Origin of the sequence: Runella limosa DSM 17973, from assembly GCF_000482465.1 — a bacterium.
Lineage (GTDB): Bacteria > Bacteroidota > Bacteroidia > Cytophagales > Spirosomataceae > Runella > Runella limosa.
Genome location: NZ_KI519423.1, coordinates 94,894 through 111,727, shown reverse-complemented (window position 1 = coordinate 111,727; position 16,834 = coordinate 94,894). Strand labels below are relative to the sequence as shown.

Below are 16,834 nucleotides of genomic sequence, written 5' to 3'. Positions count from 1 at the left end.
AACCTTTTACCAACCTGGGTTTTGAGGAAACTCCAAGTACAAATTCACGTCGTTGACCTTCAGTGGCAACCAGTTGTGTTTGTCGGTGAACCGGCGTTCGAGGATGACACTTTCGCGAATGTTCAAGACGCGGTTATCTTTCGGGTCTTTGGCAGGGTCAAGGGGAGCTGCTCGGTCAAATTCAATTGATTTTTTGAGCGTGTAAGGGCTTTTTGCAATCAAGAGCCAACGGCGGAGGTCATTGAAACGGTGGCCTTCAAAGGCAAGCTCAACCGCACGCTCACGACGTAGTTCTTCCATGTAGAGGTCTAGTCCGCCTAAAAATTTGGCGTCAACACGACCAACTCCTGCGCGTTCTCTGATGACATTGATGGCGTCCACGGAGGTTTTGGCGTAGTTGGTTGCCTTGCCCGAAGGTGAGCCAAAGCCCTGTGCCGCAGCTTCAGCATACATCAAGTAAACATCCGCCAAACGCATGTAGGGCAGGTGAATGTGAAGGCTTTTGTCGTAGCCGTAGCCTTGGTCGTACTTATTGGCCGTGCGTGGAACAAATTTGAACAACAAATAGCCCGTGCGGCTTCCCGTGGCGATGTCGCGGTAAGAGCCTCCCGTGTGTAAGTTGGCGTAGCGGTTGTTGGTTTCGCTGGCGTTAGGAATGCTACCTGCTACCATTCTGACCCCGTCGAAAACAATGTCATTGTAGAAACGCGGGTCGCGGCCTTTCCAGGGGAATTCTGGGTTATAACCCGACTCGGAATCTGCTTTGGTAATGTCTTTGATGGGCAGCCCGTTGGCCATTCCGTAGTAGTTGACGTAGTTGGAAGTAGGCAAAAATTTTACGTCTCCTTCGCTGATAATGAGCGGGCTATATTGCTTGCTTGTACCCCAGTTTGAGCTATTGGCACCATAATAAGGCCCACGGAAAATCGCCTCAGTAGCGCCTGGAATTTGCCAGTTTTGGCCTGTTGTGTAGAAATTGGTATAGAACTGCGCAAAAGGCACCAATTTATGCGGAGCTTCGCCGCTTTCGCACAATTTGAGCAATTCGCCAAATGCTTCCGCTGCCTTTTTGCAATAATCAGCATTGTACGAAGTTCCGCCGCCCGATACAGAGTTCATCAACGGACTACCTGCCCAGAGGTAATTTTTCCCCAAATAACCAAGCGCCATAATTTTGTTGATGCGCAACTGGTTTTTTCCCAATGTTCTTTTTCCAGCGGTTGTATTGTCCCAGTCGGTAGGCAATAAGTTGGCTGCTTCTCTGAAATCAGCGGCGGCCTTGTCGGCACATTCGCTGTATTTGAGGCGGGGGAGGGTTAGTTTTTCATCACCAGGAAGCACTTTGTCGATATACGGAAGTCCGCCAAAGTACTGCATAAACATAAAGTGGTACCAACCACGGAAAAACAACAATTGCCCTTTGATCAAGTCTTTTTCTTCTTGGGTAGCATCGGTTAGTTTATCCAAATTGGCGAGCCCTAAATTGGCTTTTCGGATACCGTACCAGCCCAATCCCCAAAGCGATTTGGTGAAGCGGTCGTCGTTGGTGGAGTTGTTATTTCTGTCCATCCATCCAGCTTGCCAGCCGTCAAAATTGCGCTGCCAGCCCCAAAAATCACCGTTTTCGATTTTTACTCCAAAGTGAAAATTTTGGGCGGTCGATTGGATTTCGTCTTCTCCCCAGTTCCAAGAATTGGTCCAGTATCCATTTGAAAAGTCGGGAATGGTATGGTAAAGCTCTTCGGTAAAGCCTTGGAAATTAATAAAGTTTTTAAACGCATCTTTTTCAGATACGAGCGATTGTGGATCACGATCCAAAAAATGTGAGCATGAAGTAACCCCAAAAGTTAGGGAACAAACTGCCGCTACGCAGAAAAGTTTTATTCTCTTTTTCATGGTTGATTTATTAGAAAGTAATGTTTAAACCCAAATTAAATCTCTTCACTGTCGGATAAGCCCCCTGTGACGCCCAGCCTGTTCCAGCAAAATTGGACTCTCTATCGTCAGGCATTTTACTCCAAGCAATGAGGTTGTTTCCGTTTAGATACACTCGGAGGCTGTTGAGTCCAAGTTTTCTACTGCGTTCTGGGGTGAAGTTGTAGGCGATTTCAGCATTTTTTAATCGGAGATATGACCCATCAAACATATACTGAGTGCCTCGGTAGTCGCCGAAAGGAGTGGTAAGCCAGCGTGGCATGGGCGTGCCCGTTGGGTTTTGAGGCGACCAATATTCCCCTTCGTGATACACGGTTGTGCTTTGCGAGCCTAAACTGGTAAATACCACTTGGCGGGTTGTATTATTGACGGCATAGAACTGAACAAAAGCCGAGAAACCTTTCCAGTCCAAACCAAACGTGGCATTGTAGGTATTTTGTGGCCAACCAGTATGCCCGTAAGGGATTCGGTCTTGAGAATCAATCACTCCGTCGCCGTTGTAATCGACTAAGTAATAATTCCCCAACAATTTCTGGTTATCATTCACATTGTGCATGGTACTACCATACAGCTGATCCCAAGTGTTGTACAATCCTTTGCTTACATACGAGTACGCTTGGTCGATTTGCATTCCCTCGGGTTTTTGATAATCGGGGAGGAGCTCTGGCGTCGCACGTTCAAGGATTTTATTTTCGGTGTGGGTCATGTTGAGGTCGGCCCACAAACGTGTTTTTCCAAGGTTTTTATTAAAGTGGAGTTCTACTTCGTAACCGTTGGCTTTGACCGCACCTAGGTTGGCAACTGGCGGCGCGGCACCAAAGTAACTGGGTACGTCGGCCCTGCCTGTCAACAGGATTTTGCTTCTGTTGTCTTGAAAATAATCAGCTTTCCCTTTGACAAAACCTTTGAAAAGCTCAAAATCTAAACCTAAGTTGTATTTTTCGGACTCTTCCCACTGCACGGTAGGATTACCAACGGTGGACTGAGAATACCAGGTGTAGGGGCTCTGCTCGGCACCTTCTCCGTTGACTCCTAATCTTGATTTTCCGCCGTAAGCCCATTGTTCTAAGTAAGGCCAGCGTACGCCCAAATTGTCAAAACCTGTTTGGCCGTACGACAACCGAAGTTTAAGTGAGTTGACAAACCGTATTGGCTTCATGAATTTCTCGTTTGAGATAACCCAGTTGGCCCCTCCAGAAGAGAAAAAGGCAAAACGGTAGTCTTTCGCAAATTGCTCAGAGCCGTTGTAAGCCCCGTTGTACTCAATGGTATAGCGATTATGGAAGTTGTAGGTTGTTCTAAATACCCAGTCTTCGCGGTAAGACGGAATGGAGTTATCTCTGGCAAAAACGTTTCGGTTGGTCAAAGCCATCAGGTTAATGTTGTGTCTGCCAGCAATGGTTTTGTTATAATTCAGTTGGAACTGATAAAACAAGCGGCGCTGGCTAGCGCCAATGCTACCTGCGGCGGGCGACCATTTAATCCCTTCCTGAAAATCAAAACCAGTGATGCCGTCCACTGCCTGCTGGAAAGTTTCAACCCCTGTTTCGGGGTTTACCCATTTGCGCTGGGTGTTATTGTAAAGGTCGTTGATACCACGGTTCGACTCAACGAAGGTGTTGTCCAACGACACCGTACCTGTTGCTTTCAAGCCTTTAACAAGCATATCCAAGTCTTGTTCGAGGGTAAAATCGGTGGTGATACGGGCGGTTGTTTGGTACTGAACACCGCCAATGGCAAGACTCAAAGCCGAGTTTTCGGCCCGTGCTTGGTTGGGGGCATAAAAACCCCATGAACCATCGGCATATTTGGGTAAAAACAAGTCAGGAGCGGCGTTGTAGGCATCAATCCAAGGGCCATATTCACTACCTGTGAATCCCCAAGGGCTTTTTCTGACGCCATACGAACCCGCAAGGTTGGTTTTTAATACCGTGCTTTTGGTCAATTGAAAATCTAAATTACTCCGTACATTGAGACGGTTGAAACCAAATCCCTGTTGGTATCCACGGCGGTTGTCATACACATTAAACAAATCAGCCTCTTGCAAGAAATCGGCGCTGGTGAAGTACTTCACCAAATTTGTTCCTCCGCTGATATTCAGGTTGGCATTGTTCGAAATGGCGTGAGATTTAAACAGCGCTTCTTCCCAATTCACGTTAGGGTACCGTTCGGCTTCTGTGATGTCCGCTGGATTGCGGTATTTGTTGAGAATCGTTTCTGGTAAATAGTTTCTCCAGCCCTCTGGACGGGTAGCAAGTTCATATTCGATGACGTCATTTCTGATTTTGAGGGCGTCGTACGAATCGTATTTTTTTGGCAATTTAGACGCGGCCTTCACGATGGTGTTGACGGTAGCTCTGATAGAAGCTTTGCCCGTTTGGCCCCGTTTGGTCGTAATCAAGATAACCCCATTGGCACCCCTCGAACCAAAAACGGCCGTGGCCGATGCGTCTTTCAGTACCGTAACAGTTTCTACCGAACTGATGTCCACGCTTGTCATGGGGCGTTCGACGCCATCGACGAGAATAAGGGGTTCCGAATTGTTCCAAGAGCTACGACCACGAATGAGAATTTGGGGGTCTTCGGCCCCAGGAAGTCCCGTACTGGCATTGGTAATGAGACCCGGTACATTTCCCGTCAGGGCGGCACCAATACTTGATACCCCTCCAGCGCGTTCAAGCTCTTTGTTGGTGGTTTGGGTAACGGATGCAACAACGCCTTCTTTGCGCTGCTTGCCGTATCCAACGACCACCACCTCGTTCAGTTCTGATAGCGATTCTTCCAGTACGATGTTGATGGTTGTTCTAGCCCCAACCACGACCTCTTTGGTTTTGTAACCAACATAACTCACAACCAGCGTTTGGTTGGGAGGGCAAGTGATAGTGAACTCGCCTGACACATCTGTGTTTACCCCTCGGGTGGTTCCCTTGAGGACAATCGTTGCGCCTGGAATGGTTTCACCCGTGGTGGACTTTACCGTCCCTTTTACCGTTTGGGCTTTTGACGTTTGTGCTCTTAACGAAAAGCCCGTAAACCCAATCAAAAGCGATACACACCAGACTACCAGGCACAGCTTTTTCTGAGTGGTGGAAATGTAGAAGTTAATGTTTCTCATAAATCAATGAAAACATAATTTATTTGATAAATAATATGATATTACTGCTGCAAAGAAAGGGGGTGACTCAAAAATAGAGTAGCACAATTCACTAAATAAGCGCTACAAATGTTCAGTCTTCTTAGAAAGTGTCAATTTTACACGATTATTATTCAAGAACGTCTGGCCGAACCCGAGGAATGAAGAAAAAAGGGAAAGGTAAGGGGTGAAAATCGGGCTTCTTGAAGGGGCAAAACGCTGAATATACGTTTAACTTTTTTGGAAATGTTTATGCTAAAAAAGATATATTTACTAGCATTTTTGCGGGCTCTACTCTTGTTATATGTCTTTTATGAACCGTTTGGACAGTGAGATTCTTGAAAAACTAATTCGATTAATTGAAAATAATGTAAGTAATTCCGAACTTTCGTTAGAGACGATTTATAAAGAGTTGGGGGTAAGTAAAACGCGCCTTCACCGCATCGTCAAAGAAAATACGCAGCTTTCTACTACGTTATATATTAGAAGCATTCGCCTTGAAAAGGCAAAACAGCTACTCGACTCTTCTAATCTGCGGATGACCGAAATAGCGAGCTCGGTGGGGATAGATAGCCCCCAAAATTTTAGCAAATATTTCATTCAAGCTTACGGTCTTAGTCCTACGGAGTACCGAAAAAGAAAAGATAATGTAGAACCTCTTGAAGAAATAAAAGCCGTTGTGGAAGAAGAATCGCTGCCAGCAGCAGTGCCTGATTCGGACAAAACAACGGTGCGTTGGAAGTGGATTGTGTTCGGCTTATTGGCTATAATAGTAGTAGTAATAGGTGGCGCTTATTGGATCAAAGAAAAGGCATCGTCGGGGAATAGCACTGAAAACTATCTACCACATTTTGATAACTCCATTGCTATTTTACCTTTCAGGAGCCTTAACAATAACCCAGCCTTTGCCGATGGTGTACTGGAAGGAATCCATTCGTCGCTTTCACTGATTGAAAACTTAAAAGTGATTTCGCAAAGTTCGTCCAGTCAATACCGTAACACTGACAAAACCAACTGGCAAATCGGGGACGAGCTGCAGGTGGCGTACGTGTTGAAAGGAACGGTGAAGGAACAATCCAATCAAGTAGAAACGGTGTTGTCGTTGATACGAACGCAGGATGATATTGAGGTGTGGAGTCAACGGTATGAAGGCGACCTGCAACAGCTTTTCAACTTGATGAACGGTATGGTAAAGGATATTGCGACCCAACTCAGTCAAAAAATTACGCCTTCACAATCGCAGCAATTAGAAAGAGTACCCACTCGTAATTTAGAAGCCTATAATGAGTTTCTGCTCGGGCGAACGTTGCTTATTACCCGAACAAAAGAAAAATTGAACGAAAGTCTGATTCGTTTCAACAAAGCCCTGACCTTAGACACCACCTTTGCCGAAGCGCAAGCCTACAAATCCATTGCTTACCTGCTTATGGGTAACATGGGCTATGAGGACTTGAAAACGTGTTTAGAACTTGCTGAACAGCACGCCCTCAAGGCGATTCAACTAGATACCCACAACAGCACCGCCTATGCGACATTAGGTAATGTGTATCGAGGGAATTTCAAATGGCAACAGTCGAAAACGGCCTACGAAATCTCTCTCAAATATCGTCCTAACGATGCCCAAACCATCTACTGGTACAGTCTGTTACTGCGCTCCATGGGCCAACTGAGCGAAGCCCTGAAGTATAGCACCAAGGCTGTTTCGTTAGATCCATTGTATCCCGTGATTCTCTCTGGTCATATCTGGAATTGTGCGTATGCCAATCGTGACGATTTAGCTCAAAAATCCCTTGCTGACGGAAAATTGATTTTTGATGACTCCTTTGTGTATTACATGGCGAGAGGCGAGTATGAGCTGTACCACAACCGGTTCGACAAAGCCCTGAAGGAGTTTACGAAAATGGAACAACTCAATCCGAACATGAAGTACGGGAATGTGAGCAGTGCTTTCTGCGCGGCCAGGTTGGGAAATCCAGCCCCTACTCGTACGTTGTTGAATAAAATGGGTAACCAAGCGCAGGATTTTGTCAGTAAATCCATGCTTTATGCGGGCTTAGGTCAAAAAGACAGCAGTTTGCTCTGCCTGGAAAAGGCAGCTTCGATGGGGCGTATCTCTTCTGAGATTTTAGTGACCCCCATGTACAGAGCCATTCGCAAAGACCCTCGCTTCCAGTCCGTGCTCAAACAATTCGGATTGCCCGCCTCTGCGACTGTTCAATAATCTCAGATTTTTCCATTACCAGCTTCTGCCTTGCTTCCAATATAGTTTTTGGAACAATACACTAAGTTTTTGGAATAATACACTAAGTTTTCGGAACAATACACCAACGGTTTTTCTTCTCTAGCCCCTACTTTTACTACATCGGTAAACGCATTTTTCTGCGTATTCCGTCCTCAAATCAACTACGCTAACTACCCCCTCAACCATGACGTTAAGAAGGCTCTTCAGTGCACTGTTGGTGGGATTGGTTTGTCTGAGTTGTACAAACGACGAAAGCACTGCCCAAGCCGAGAATATACAGTTGGTCAAAGAAGTTCACCTGCTTATCAACCGACACGAATGGAAAGAGTTGGAAAAGCTGTTTGCTGATAGTGTCAGCCTGAAAGGGGCCACCAGCGGAAGCCAAATCATCCGACAGTCCAAACAACGATACATTAACAATTGCCGAAAAATGCACCAAACCTTTCCCCAGCTGACCCAACACATTACCCAACTCTACGCCGCTGGAACCCATCACGTGATTGTGGAGACCATGGCCGAAGGTATGACCACCGACAGCATTCTACTCAGCCGTTCGAGTTGTACCATTTTTACCATTGAAAACCAAAAAATCAGCCGAAAATATACCTATTACTCAAACCGTCGATAAATCCTATGACTACCCTTTACCCTACTATGCCACATTCCATGCCTCCCCCTTCTTTTTTCTTCCTGAAGAGGGTAATCTGTACATCAGTACAAAGTTGGGCAATACTAAAATTACCACTTCTTGTATTGTTGCTATTGTCTTATTCGAGTTTGGCCAACCCTACTTTCTTACAGGCCAATGCGCCTACCGTTACAGTGCTAACATCAAGCCTAAATCCTTCTTTTACTGGAAATAGCGTTACTATTACCGCCACTGTAACCAGTGGTGGAAACCCCGTTACGCTGGGGAGCGTATCTTTTTTTGAAGGCGTACAAGCCTTAGCTACGAATGTGCCGCTTAATGGCAGCGGACAAGCCACTTTCAGTAAATCTAACTGGACTGAGGGCAGCCACTTGGTTACTGCCAATTACAACGGAGCTACTGGGTTTAACAGCAGTTCTGGTTCCCTTACCCAAACGGTCAATACTGCCACCACTGTAGATGGTACTACCTTTTGTAACGAAGGCGGCATTACAATCAATGATAATGGGGTGGCTACGCCTTATCCCTCCCGCATTTCTGTATCGGGTCTAACGGGTACGATTGAGAAAGTAACGATTACGCTGAAAAACTTAACGCACACTGCACCTGATGACATTGACTTACTGCTGTACTCTCCGACGGGTCAAAAATTTGTTCTTATGTCTGATGTTGGCGGTACGAATGCCGTCACAGGCCTTGATTTGATTCTCGACTCAAGTGCAGGAAGTTCATTACCAGACAACACGACATTGGTCAGCGGAACTTTCAGACCGACCGATTTTGAGGTAAATGTTGATGCTTTCCCTGCTCCTGCTCCGGCGGGACCTTATATCTCCGCGAGCAACACAACTTTGGGAACACTTCTTAATAATACCAATCCAAATGGCACTTGGTATTTGTACGCAGTAGATGATGCCGCTACTAATACAGGAAGCATTGGAAGCTGGTGTTTGAACTTTACCATGAGTTGTACTCCCCCCAACATCACTGCTCCCAACGTCACCCAACCTACCTGCGCCGTGCCCACGGGGACTATTATAGTCAACGCCACAGGAACCGGCACGTTAGAGTATAGCATTAACAACGGCACCGATTGGCAAACCAATGCGACTTTCAACAATTTAGCTGCGGGAAATTATAACATCAAAGTACGTATTCAAGGCAGCAACCCTACCTGCGAGACGACTTATGGAAGCAACCCCATAGTGCTTTCTTCGCCTTTCACCGCAACCACTACCGATACTTGGACGGGCTGCGTATCTAACAATTGGGCTACGGCAGGAAACTGGCAAGATGGCAGCGTTCCTACGGCCACTGACGATGTAAATATTCCTGATGTAGCAAATGACCCCGTCATTGGAGCGGGGACAGTCGCCGTAGCCAAGTCAGTGTTGGTACTGGGAGGGGCAATATTGACGATTAACGCCACTGGAAACTTGGCAATCAATGGCGCCGTATCACCTCGTCATGGACTAGACAACTATGGAACAGTGGACAATAGCGGTACGATACGCGTAGGCAATACCAGCGCCGTTGGGGCTATCGGTATTGTGCATCGCAACGGCGGTACGTTTAATAATAAACCCAATGCTGAAATCTACATTGACCGCACAGGGGGGGCGCAAGCATTTTATTCTAATGGGTTAGTAAACAACGAAGCCCTCATAAAAATTGGCAGCAATGCGGCCATTACGGGGGAAGGAATTAGATTAGAAGGCAATACCTTTAATAACAAAACGGGTGGTAACATCCAAATTGACCGAACGGGCAGTCATGGCATTCGATTACTCAATAGTGGCACCGTATTCAATAACGAAGCCCTCATCGAAATCGGCAGTCAATCAGATGTGAAAGGGGATGGAATTAGAAATGGTTCTACTTTTAATAACAAGGTTGGCGGGGATATCTATATTAATCGAATAGGTATTAGTGGTAACACGATTTTTTGTATTATCAACGGTGGAACCTTCAATAACGATGCGAAGATTACCATTGGAAATATTGGACTTGTTTTCGTACAAGACGGTATTTACAATGCAGGCAGTTTTACCAACAGTGCCACGGGAATCATTTCTATTGCTAACCCTTGGGGTAATGGCATCTGGAATGTTTCTGGTACTTTCCAAAATGCGGGACAAATCACGATTAGTAATGTCTTTAATGTTTCTGAAGGGGAGTTCAGTACAGGTATTCTTAGTACAGCGCCTTTTACCAATACGACAGGTGCAAAAATCTACATTGACCAAGTGCAGAGTGGAATTGTTTCTACCCGCGCGTTTACCAATGCAGGTTTGATTCAGATGGGAGAAAATGCCCCTTTGACAGGTAGTGGTATCGCCAATGTACAAGGAGTAAATGCGGTATTTAACAACAATGCGGGGGGAGTCATCAGCATTAAACAAACGGCGGTAGATGGGGTTCGGAATGAAGCAAATTCTGCCTTCAACAATAATGCTTGCGCAAAATTGACCATGTTTGATAACCTCAACAATGCAGGTAATTTTACCAATGCAGGATTGTTCACCGTCAATACGGCGCAAACACATACCAATACGGCATTGACCAACAATGGCGTGATCGAGTACCCATTGGGGAATCCGATAGCGAATGTTACCAATAATGATATCGTAGTAGCCCCAATTGCGATCTGTGATACTTCTATCAGTCCCGCTTTGCAAATCGGCGGAACCAATAACTTTACCGCTGGCAGTACGTGGTACAGCGATGCTTCGCTGACGACTCCAGCAGGTACGTATAACCAAGGTACTAATACTTTTACATTGACAAATTTGGTATTGTTGGGTATTCAAACGATGTATTTCTCAGTCAATGATGCCAGCAACCCTTGTCCAAAAACGGTGTCGATTCAAGTGACAATAAAAGCATTGCCCGTCGTAAGCGCTCCTGCTGCCAGTGTTTGCGTAGGTAGTACGATAACGTTAAGTCCAACAAGCGGCGGTACATGGACAAGCAGCGATGATACAAAAGCAACGGTCACTAACGCAGGAGTAGTGACAGGTGTAGCTGCTGGTAATGTGACGTTTACGTTTACCGAAACATCAACGGGTTGCAGTGCTACGACGAGTAGCGTGACCGTGGTTGGACCTCCAACTATTTCGCTCAATGCCCTCCAACAAACGTTAAGTGAAGGCAATAACCCTGTTTTATGCGACACAGATGCCAATTCTGTTAACGGTTTACAGTTTACGGTTTCGGGTTTGTGTGTTTCAGATTCGCCCGTTTGGCGGGTGCAAGTGGGTAGCGGCGCTTGGAGCGCTTGGTCGGCGACTGCCCCAGTTTCCCAACCCTCCAATAACCAACTCCACCGCTACCAAGCGGCCTGTGATGCGAGTTGTGCTTCGACTTACTCAGGCGTGATTGAGTTGACGATTAATAACCGCGCTACTGTCCCCCAAAACGTATCGTTGTTAGTCGATGGCGTGACAGTGTTGGTGGGCGAGAGCAAAGAAGTGTGTAGTTTGACCAATAGTCCAATGGTGTTTAATGCCAATTGCGCGGTGGGCGAAGTGACACTTTACTCAGTGGATGGCGGTGAATATTCATCGGGTGTACCCACGGGTTTGGTGGACAATCAATATCACAATTACCGCGTACGCTGCCGCAAATCAGACGGAACACCGTCGTGCGTAGAATCTGAATCGGGGGTGATGCGGTTAAAATTGGTGACGATTCCAACTGCTCCTACGGTGTCGTTGTCATCAACGAGCAGTTGTGATGCGACGGCAAGTTTCAGCGGTCAGTCGAGTTGCGGTAGTTTGCGAACGGTTTGGTACAATGCTACTACGAACGTGGCCTTGCCCAATTTACCATCGACGGTTCCAAGTCAGACGACGTCGTACTACGCCCGTTGCCAAACTGAAAACGGTTGTGTAAGCGAGCGAAGCAATGTGGTGACGTTTACTTTGACGCCCACGCAAGTAGCGCCTGTGATTACAGCCTCACAAGAGAACGTGTGCATAGGCTCAATGGTGACAATTTCGGCGAATTGCCCTTCGGGTAGTCAGACGTTCTGGAACACAGGAGTGACCACGCCAAGTTTTGAAGTGTCGTTTAATAATGTCACCAAACAGACCTATTGGGCGAAGTGTATTTTTGGCGGAGGTTGTCAAAGCGCAGAAAGTATTCGGAAGGATATTTATTGGAATGCTTTTGTGGTGACGCCGATCAATGTGGGAGAAACCAAATCGTCGGTGAAGTCTGCCAACGATAAATCGTTGTGGAGTAGTCATTTCATCACGCGAGACGGTGGGCCCGAATTGGCACAAAGTACACAGCAAAATCCGACTTTATATTATGTAGAAAACGCTAACAAAGTAGCACCTCGTTACTGGACAATCAACGTGGAAGCTTGTGGTTTGGGCACGGATGGTTCATTGACTTTTGATATGTTGGCGACACCCGAAATGGGGGTAATCCGCTCATTCAACACGCACGAAAACAATGCACCCTACTTTATGTATGCCAACCGTGAGGGCTGGACGGAGTTGTACGCGCAAAACCATCCAGCCTACGGATTTTACCAAGACAATGGCGCAGGCGGTAATGCGTATGATTCGGGGTTGCCTAAAGGTTTATACAAGTTGAGTGTGAGATATTGGGACATGAAGGGTTGGGGCAGTATTTATCCTGCAACGCGCCAAGCGCAAGGCAACGTGTTGGCGTACCAAGAATACTGGTTCCGCATCCAATCGAAAGATGGCGTAGGTGTAGGAGCAGCGAGGGAAATGGCAACCAATTTGTCATCCTGGCGGTTCGCCGATGCGAGGGATCTAAAATCCACTGATAACGTTTTTGCACAAGTTATGCCCAATCCCATCACGAACATTCTCCGTCTCCAAGTACAAGATAGCAAAGGGCAAGCCGTACAAACGGAGTTGACGGACGCGTCGGGTCGAAGTGTATTGCGCCGCCAATTTGTACCTGAAACTAACATGCACCAAGAGGAGTTTGAAGTCGGTGAATTGCCGACGGGAATGTACTTCTTGAAAGTAAGTACTTCGGACAGACAAGCAACGTTGAAAGTGGTGAAGGTGGAGTAAAAGCTATACTGACGTTGGTTGGTTTATTAAAATGTTATCCTAAAAGTCTTGTTTTGGCTTGTGCCAATTCAAGACTTTTTTGTTTATTTTTTTGTTTCTAAATTTACTGTCTCAATAAATATGAACAAACTCCTACTCTAATTGAGTACAGGCCATTTTTGGTAAATGTACCCATCCAAACGTATGATTCAGTGTAAGTACAAGCATCTTTTTTTTATAAATTTTCTGCTGTTTTTTTTATTTATTACTCATTGCAACGGACAAGATTTACGCCATCCTGAAGCATATAGCTCTCAGTACGATATAGCTTATCAACAACCTTATCCGAAGCGATGGTTTCTGATTGATTCTATTCGTTCAAATTTGTTTACGCACTTAAAAAGCCAAGAGGGTTATTTGTTTCGGATAGCAGTGGCGGAGTTAGCGGCCAAACAGCATAATGACGACAAAGCTTTGCTGATTGCTCAACTCGCCAAAATGGATTACTTACAACGAAGTAGTAAAGTTGATTTAAGAACGTTTGAAGATTGGTATAAAAGCAGCTTAGAAGAGGCCGATAGAGTGGATTTTGCCGAAATTAAAGCTGCCCTTACTTTTTTGTATGCTGTTAATCTGAGACTTAATTACCAACAAGATGTATTGTCCTTGTATTTTCTAAACAAAGCAATTGAATACAGTAATAGATTGAAAGAAGGTAATTCAACTCAAAAAGGACTTTTGTTGAGTGGGGTGACACGTATTTTTTATCAATTTGATGATTTTGCTAATGCTGTTAGGTATGGAAAAGAAGTAGAAAAGTACAACATCAACCAAGTAGAGAAATTTTTGACTTTGGACATAGTGGGAGTGTCGTACCTAAAACTTAAAAACTACGACTCTGCTCAGATTTACGTTGATAAGTCGCTGCGAATGTTTCATCAGGACTTTGCCAAAGAAGACGACAAAAAAGTGTGGTATGGAATATTGATGGGTAATAAGGCGCATATCCTTAAAGGGTTGGGGAATTTGACAAGTGCTATCCAACATTACAGAATCGGTATCGAAGAAACCTCCAAGCACAATTTATTGGATAACACCTGTAGGTTTGCGATTGGCTTGGCTGACTTGTATTTGGCCCAAAATAACATAACGGAGGCGAGCAAACTCATCTCACTCGCCAAACAGGCTACTTACAGCCAAGGCAACGAGTCGGACCACTTGCAATTACACCAGTTACTAAGCAACTATTACAAGGAGGTTGGAAACATGTCATTGGTGGTGTTCCACAAAGACTCTACCCAATATTGGACGGAGATTTTGGAGAAACGCAGGGGAAAAAACGTACAAATTCAGGCCGATTTGAAGCTCGAAACCGAGCGAAGGCGGAATGCCGAAATGACGCTTGATGAAAATATCCGCCAGCAAGAGATCAACAGAATCATTACCATTGTCATCATTTTGTTAGTGACGGGCATTGCTTTTGTATGGATACTTCGGCAACGATTGGTGATGAAAGTCAAAGAAAAAGAGTTGAAAATTCAGCAACAGGAAGCGGAAAAGCAAGTGCTGATTGAACAGGAAAAAGCCAAACGAGAACAGCTGTTGGCACAACTAAAACTGGAAGAGTTTACCAACATCATCGTGGCCAAAAACAAGCAAATAGAAATGTTAGAGGCCGAAAATGATCGGGGGAAAAATGACACAAGTATTCGACAGTTGCAAAGCAATTCACTACTTACCGAAGAACAATGGATTAGTTTTAAGTTGCTTTTTGAACAGGTACACATAGGCTATTTAACACGCTTGAAAGAAAAAATCCCAGGCATATCTCCCGCCGAAATCCGATTTATGGCCTTGGCCAAGCTCAAATTAGATTCCAAAGAAATGGCTTCTTCGCTGGGGGTCTCGCCCAATGCCGTACGAAATGTATGGTTTCGCCTTAGGAAGAAAATAGACTTGTCAGAAGACGCTACATGGAATGATTTTGCGGATACCATATAGGCTTTAACTCAACTTTTCCTTTCGCCGAAAGACGCGGTATATACCTAAAAGTACAAATGCTTCCAAGCCACTTGGAAGCATTTGTGCTTTTTTAATATGCTGATTATTAATATATTATAAATTATGATGTTTTTGTGATGTGCCAATTTTGGTAAAAAATATACTGTTGGTTAATCTTACTGGATGAATTTTTTTGAAGACATAAAATCCCTTGTTAGCAAGCTGTGGTGGCTATTTCTCTGGACGCTGGCGTTGCTCGCTTGCTTGGTGGTTTGGTGGTATTTCGATGAAAAAATTGAACGATTAAGACAAACCCTGTTGGCTTTTTTACCTATTTAAAAAACGTTGTATGAAACTCAAACTCTTTACCCTACTCTTTATTTTTTTTAGCATTATTACCTTAGACATTCGGGCTCAAACCTGTACAGGTACGGTGCTGAATATTTCAGCCCCTACCCCTGGTCAAACTCCTGTTACGGGCACATGGACAGTACCTTCTGGTGGGCCTTATCTCATAAGAATACAGGTCAAAGGTGGAAGGGGAGGAAGAAGATTGGCCACGGGTGGGGGGGCTGGGGCTTCCATGGCAGGCGATTTCATTTTGAATAGTTCACAGGTATTAAATGCATCTGCTGGTTCGCCGGGGTTAGATGTAGATCCTGGGGGGGCAATAGGTGGCGGGAGTGGTTCGGCCGTCAGCATTGGCAGTAATCCCTTGATAGTAGCGGGTGGCGGAGGTGGTACCGGTTCATGTGGATGCGATGGCGGTAGTGCACAGCTTACGATGAATGGGGCGAATGGAGCGCAGGTTTGTGGCGGCGCAGGTGGTACCAATGGCGAGGATGGAGCAAATGGCACACTTAGTAGTTTTCCTGCCCAAGGCGGAAAAGGATACGCTAATGGAATGCTTGGAGGTAATGGTGTCCTTGGCGGGTTTTACAGTGGCGGCGGCGGTGGCGGGTATAGCGGCGGCGGTGGCGGCTGTAGCAATGGCCCGGGTGGCGGTGGCGGCTCTTATAATACTGGTTTAAGACAAACTAACGTTGTTACAAGCACCGCTGGTGGGGAGGTTATCATTGAGTGCCTCGGTACGGCTACACTCTCGGCTACGGCTACGCCTACTCAACCCACTTGTTCTGCGCCTATACAAGGCAGTGTCAGTATTGATGTTACTGGTGTCTTTAATGGTTATACAACTGATTTAGAATACGCCATCGTATCGGGCGGTATTTTTTCGGGCAATCCCACCTTTTCTGATGTAATGGCAGATCCGTTTACTGTCAGCACCGGTACAGGGACAACCACAGGAACTTATACCGTTCGGATTCGGCTTAAAAATAACCCTGACCTCTACGTTGACCGTATTTACACGATAAGCTCTAAACTAACGGGCACGGTTTACGTGAAAGCCAACGCCACGGGAGCCAACAACGGTAGTTCTTGGACGGACGCCTTTACTTCGTTACAAGATGCCCTCTCCGCTGCTTGTTCAGGAGCGCAAATTTGGGTAGCGGCAGGGGCGTATAAACCTACGGCCGATGCTTCGGGTAATGCAACTCCAACCGATGCTCGTACCAAGGCTTTTGTAATGGTGAACGGTGTGGCGATTTACGGCGGCTTTGACGGTACGGAAACGCAGCTGTCGCAGCGAAATTGGCGAACCAATGCCACGATCTTAAGTGGGAACATTGGCGATACAGGGGTGGACACCGACAATGCCTACCGAGTTATTAACAATACTTTTACCTCGGGCTCTCCTTTGAACAATACGGCGATTTTGGACGGTTTTATTGTTGAAAAAGGCTATGCAAATACCTCACCTTTCAATCTGGGTG

The 16,834-nt window shown here is 45.8% G+C and carries 6 protein-coding genes and 1 pseudogene; 5 read left to right on the top strand and 2 right to left on the bottom strand.

Annotated elements, in window-relative coordinates:
• Positions 1-6 precede the first annotated feature (6 nt).
• Both K339_RS0120320 and K339_RS0120315 read right to left on the bottom strand, forming a co-directional pair.
• On the bottom strand, positions 7-1,896 hold the full coding sequence (locus K339_RS0120320; RefSeq protein ID WP_028525242.1) for a RagB/SusD family nutrient uptake outer membrane protein: 1,890 nt from the start codon (positions 1,894-1,896) through the stop codon (positions 7-9).
• Between the two features lie 10 nt (positions 1,897-1,906).
• Positions 1,907-5,050 (bottom strand): SusC/RagA family TonB-linked outer membrane protein, encoded by a 3,144-nt coding sequence (locus tag K339_RS0120315; protein ID WP_051398140.1) that lies wholly within the window; start codon positions 5,048-5,050, stop codon positions 1,907-1,909.
• A gap of 322 nt (positions 5,051-5,372) precedes the next feature.
• Between K339_RS0120315 and K339_RS0120310 the strand changes: the two genes are divergently transcribed.
• From K339_RS0120310 to K339_RS38035, 5 genes and pseudogenes are all read left to right on the top strand, one after another.
• A complete protein-coding gene (locus K339_RS0120310) occupies positions 5,373-7,289 on the top strand; it encodes a helix-turn-helix domain-containing protein (protein ID WP_084332270.1) in 1,917 nt (638 codons plus the stop codon).
• A 205-nt stretch (positions 7,290-7,494) separates the two neighbouring features.
• Entirely contained in the window at positions 7,495-7,938 is a 444-nt protein-coding gene (locus tag K339_RS0120305) for a nuclear transport factor 2 family protein (protein WP_084332269.1), read from the top strand.
• A 5-nt stretch (positions 7,939-7,943) separates the two neighbouring features.
• A complete protein-coding gene (locus K339_RS34310; protein ID WP_084332268.1) occupies positions 7,944-13,019 on the top strand; it encodes an Ig-like domain repeat protein in 5,076 nt (1,691 codons plus the stop codon).
• Positions 13,020-13,382: 363 nt separating this feature from the next.
• The gene (locus K339_RS0120295; RefSeq protein WP_157607674.1) at positions 13,383-14,999 is read left to right on the top strand and encodes a helix-turn-helix transcriptional regulator; all 1,617 of its coding nucleotides are present in this window, start codon (positions 13,383-13,385) and stop codon (positions 14,997-14,999) included.
• A gap of 349 nt (positions 15,000-15,348) precedes the next feature.
• Positions 15,349-16,834 (top strand): annotated as a pseudogene (locus tag K339_RS38035) (hypothetical protein); the annotation flags it as partial.

What these genes read in the sequence shown, in the direction of transcription:
- K339_RS34310 (WP_084332268.1), top strand. Translation starts at nt 7,944, where the DNA reads ATGACTACCCTTTACCCTACTATGCCACATTCCATGCCTCCCCCTTCT.
- K339_RS0120310 (WP_084332270.1), top strand. Translation starts at nt 5,373, where the DNA reads ATGTCTTTTATGAACCGTTTGGACAGTGAGATTCTTGAAAAACTAATT.
- K339_RS0120315 (WP_051398140.1), bottom strand. Translation starts at nt 5,050, where the DNA reads ATGAGAAACATTAACTTCTACATTTCCACCACTCAGAAAAAGCTGTGC.
- K339_RS0120305 (WP_084332269.1), top strand. Translation starts at nt 7,495, where the DNA reads ATGACGTTAAGAAGGCTCTTCAGTGCACTGTTGGTGGGATTGGTTTGT.
- K339_RS0120320 (WP_028525242.1), bottom strand. Translation starts at nt 1,896, where the DNA reads ATGAAAAAGAGAATAAAACTTTTCTGCGTAGCGGCAGTTTGTTCCCTA.